This is a genomic window from Streptomyces sparsus (genome assembly GCF_054776295.1).
The window spans coordinates 1-3,769 of the sequence record NZ_BAAHCA010000479.1 but is presented as its reverse complement, the minus strand read 5'-3'; the positions used below and the strand labels follow the sequence as shown (position 1 = coordinate 3,769).

The 3,769-nt window shown below is 72.4% G+C and carries 3 protein-coding genes; all 3 read right to left on the bottom strand.

Going from position 1 to position 3,769, the window contains the following annotated elements; translation table 11 throughout:
- Nucleotides 1–2,361 (bottom strand): glycosyltransferase (locus ACYVE9_RS18820; RefSeq protein ID WP_461029052.1); only part of this gene is annotated, 2,361 nt, incomplete at its 3' end.
- Nucleotides 2,362–2,934, bottom strand: coding sequence for a hypothetical protein (locus tag ACYVE9_RS18815; protein ID WP_461029051.1), 573 nt, complete (start codon nucleotides 2,932–2,934; stop codon nucleotides 2,362–2,364).
- 279 nt (nucleotides 2,935–3,213) lie between these two features.
- On the bottom strand, nucleotides 3,214–3,769 hold a 556-nt coding region (locus ACYVE9_RS18810), incomplete at its 5' end, for a LysR substrate-binding domain-containing protein (RefSeq protein ID WP_461029050.1).

The following is a 3,769-nucleotide window of genomic DNA, read 5'->3' as shown; positions in this document are numbered from 1 at the left end:
GCGGGGGACGCCGCGCGTGGAGCGGTCGTCACGGGCGTGGAGATCGTCGAGTGCGTAGCGCCCGCCGCGAGGGGCGTCGGGCACGTGGGGCACGCCGCTGCCGTACGGGAACCCCTGCGCCGGGGTTTCGCGCGAGGCCCGCGGCAGCGGCCGGGTGCCCTCGGTTGCCGGGCGGCCGACCGGTGGCGCGGCGGGTGCCCCGACGCCCGAACCGCCAGGGCTCGAACCGCCGGGCGCCGAACCGCCGGGAGCCGACTCGACGTTGCCGGTGCGGCGCAGCTTCTGCCAGCGCAGCCGACCGCCGGTCAGCGCGGTGATCCAGGACTGGAGCAGCACGACGTACATCAGCTGCCGGTAGAGGATCTGCTGGAGCGGCAGCGAGACGAGGTGCGTCATGCGTTCCCGGTCGAGCCGGAACGCGTAGGCGGCGCAGACCAGTTGGATGCCCAGCACGCCGGCCCAGGCGGCGACGGTCTTGCCGGTCGGGCCGAAGACGAGGCCGTACAGCAGAAAGACGTCGATCAGCGGGGCCAGCAGCGGGGCGACGACCATGAACAGCGAGACCAGGGGCAGCCCGACCCGGCCGAAACGCCCGGAGGGGCCGCTCTCGATCAGGGCGCGGCGGTGCTTCCAGATGGCCTGCATGGTGCCGTAGCTCCAGCGGTAGCGCTGGGACCACAGCTGCTGCACGGACTCCGGCGCCTCGGTCCAGGCGCGGGCGTTCTCCGCGTAGACGACGTGCCAGCCGTCCCGGTGCAGGGCCATGGTGATGTCGGTGTCCTCGGCGAGGGTGTCCTCGCTCATGCCGCCGACCCGGTCCAGGGCCTCCCGCCGGAAGGCGCCGACCGCGCCGGGAATGGTCGGCATGCAGCGCAGCACGTCGTACAGCCGCCGGTCCAGGTTGAAGCCCATCACGTACTCGATGTGCTGCCAGGCGCCGATCAGCTTGTCCCGGTTGCCGACCTTGGCGTTGCCCGCGACGGCGCCCACCCGGGCGTCACCGAAGGGCTGGACCAGTTCGCGGACCGTGGACGGCTCGAAGACGGTGTCGCCGTCCATCATCACGACGATCTCGTGCGAGGCGTTGGCGATGCCGTTGTTCAGGGCGGCGGGCTTGCCCGCGTTGGCCTGGCTCAGCACCCGCACGCCCGGCAGCCCGAGGTCCTCGACGATCTGGGCGGTGCCGTCGCTGGAGCCGTCGTCGATGACGAGGACCTCCACCGGATGGTCACTCTCCACCAGCGACCGCACGGTGTTGGTGATGCACTTCGCCTCGTTGTAGGCGGGCACCAGCACGGTCACCGGTTCGGTGATCGGCTCGCCCCAGCGGAAGTCGCGGCGGCGGACCCGGCGGGCGTGCACCCAGGACAGCACCAGCATCAGGCCGAAGCGGGCGAACACCAGCGAACCGACCACGGCGAGCAGCACGGTCAGCACGCCCATGGCCCGCTCGGAGACACCGACGGCGCCGACGAACGCCTTGCCCTTCCACAGGTCGAAGCCGCTGACCGGGGTGTGGGCGCTGGGGGCGTCGAGTGCCTCGGTGAGGTTGGTGAACCGGTAGCCCTCGCTCTTCAGCCGGGGCAGCATGCGCTCCAGCGCGGCGACGGTCTGGGACCGGTCACCGCCGGAGTCGTGCATCAGCACCACCGCGCCGTCGCCGGGGTTCTTCGGCGTCGCCCGGCGGATGATCTCGTCGACGCCCGGGCGCGACCAGTCCTTGGTGTCGGTGTCGTTGAGGGCGGTGATGTAGCCGCGCTTGCCGATGTACTCGGTCACCGGCCACGAGTTGTTGTCCAGCGCGTACGAGTGCGAGGAGTAGGGGGGCCGGAACAGCGAGCTGCGCACCCCGGCCGCGCCGGCCAGCGCGAGCTGGTTCTGCGCGAGTTCCCAGTCGATGCGGGCCTTGGACTGGAGCGACAGGTCGGGGTGGTTGAAGGTGTGCAGGCCGATCTCGTGGCCCTCGTCGGCCATCCGCCGGACCAGTTCGGGGTGCTTGGCCGCCATGGTGCCGGTGATGAAGAAGACGGCGTGCGCGTCGTGCTGGGCGAGCGTGTCCAGCACCTTCGGTGTCCACTCCGGGTCGGGCCCGTCGTCGAAGGTGAGCACCATGGTCCGGTCGGGCAGCCGGTGGGTGGCCGCCTGCTCACCGCGGACGTCGATGATGGGGCCGCCCTCGAGGATCTCGCTGGGCACCTTGTGGTTGCCGGCCGGCTCGTTGATCCGGTGGTCGGCGAGGAACTCGCTGTTCACGTAGCCGCGCAGCAGCAGCATGGTGACGACGGCGGTCAGCAGCAGTGCGGGCAGCAGGTAGCGAAGCGGCAGCCTGGTTCGGCGCCGCTTGTGGGAGGCGTTCGCCATCTACTCGCCCTCACCGGTCTCGGTCTCCTCGCCGACCTGCGACTCGGAGGGTTCCGGCAGGTCGATGGGCGGTTCCTGCGTTGTGGGGGGTTCGGCTCCGGTGCCGCCCGCGTCCGCGGTCGGCGACTTGGAGGCGTCCGCGCTGGGGGACGTGTCCGGCTCGGGCGTCTCGCCGTCCGCCGACGCGGTCGGCCGGGGGCTCGCCGGGTCGTCGTCCGCGTCGGGCACGACCGGGTCGGTGGCGTCCGTGCCCGGCACCGCGGGCAGTTCCGCGGGGTTCGCCGCCGGGGTGGCGTCCACGGGGGTCTCGGGGGCCGCCGGGGCGTCATCGTCCTCGTCGGGCTCCGCCTCGACGGTGACCTTGTCGGGGCCCTTGTCCGCCTGCCCGGTTATCGGCAGCCAGGGCGCCGTCGAGTTGCCGCCGGCGAGGCTCACCGCGAGCACCACGGCGTAGCAGGCGCAGGCCACTCCGAGGACCCAGCCGAGCCTCCGGAGGGTCCGTCGGCGCCTGCCGCTGCCGTCGACGAAGACAGGCTCGTCCGCGCTGCCGCGGACTTCTTGGGTGGTGTTCACTTGGTGCGTCGCCCCCGGGCTCACAGTTGTCCTGAGAGCCAGACAAGGGAGTGGCAGCCAGGGTTGTACAGGGCGCTGATTAAATCAGATGACACTTTGGTATCGGGAGGTGTCAGTCATTTGACCCCGACATCTCCCGCCCTTCCGGAACACAGCGTTCCGCAGCACCGGCGGTCACGTCCGGTGACCGCCGAGCGGCGCCCGACGCACCCCGCCGGGGCACTCCACGCCTCGGAGCCAGGGCCCGCCCGGCGATCCGGAATCGGGGATTCCGCCAGGTCAGGGACGAGCCCCGCCACCCGGCTGAAGATCACCCGGCGGTCGGTCGGCCAGCACCCTGCGGTCGCTCTCCGGCAGCCACGCTCCCGGGGGCGGCCTCAACCAGTCCGCACGCTCGGCCAGACTCCGGGCCGCGGCCAGCAGCGCGTCCAGGCCGGGGTGACGCAGACCACGCCGCCAGACCAGTGATATCGGCGACAGCGGCACCGGCTCCACCACCGGCCGCAGCACCATGCCGGGCACCTCGACGAACACCTCGCTGGCCAGGACCGACCAGCCGCGGCGACGCACCACCCGGGTGAACTCGTCCGCGCCCTCGATCCGGGGGTAGGGGTCGGCCACCTCGATACCGCGGCCGGCGAACAGGCTCCGGGCGTAGTCCGTCCACTCGGCCGTCTCCGCGTTGCCCGCGCCCGCGTACAGCGTCTCCCCCGCCAGCGCGCGCAGCGGCACCTGCGGCCGCGCCGCGAGCGGGTGCTCCTCGGGCAGCAGCACCGCCACCCGCTCGAAGCGGACCAGCCGGTGGTCGAGCCCGGACCGCAGCCCCTCGTCCAGC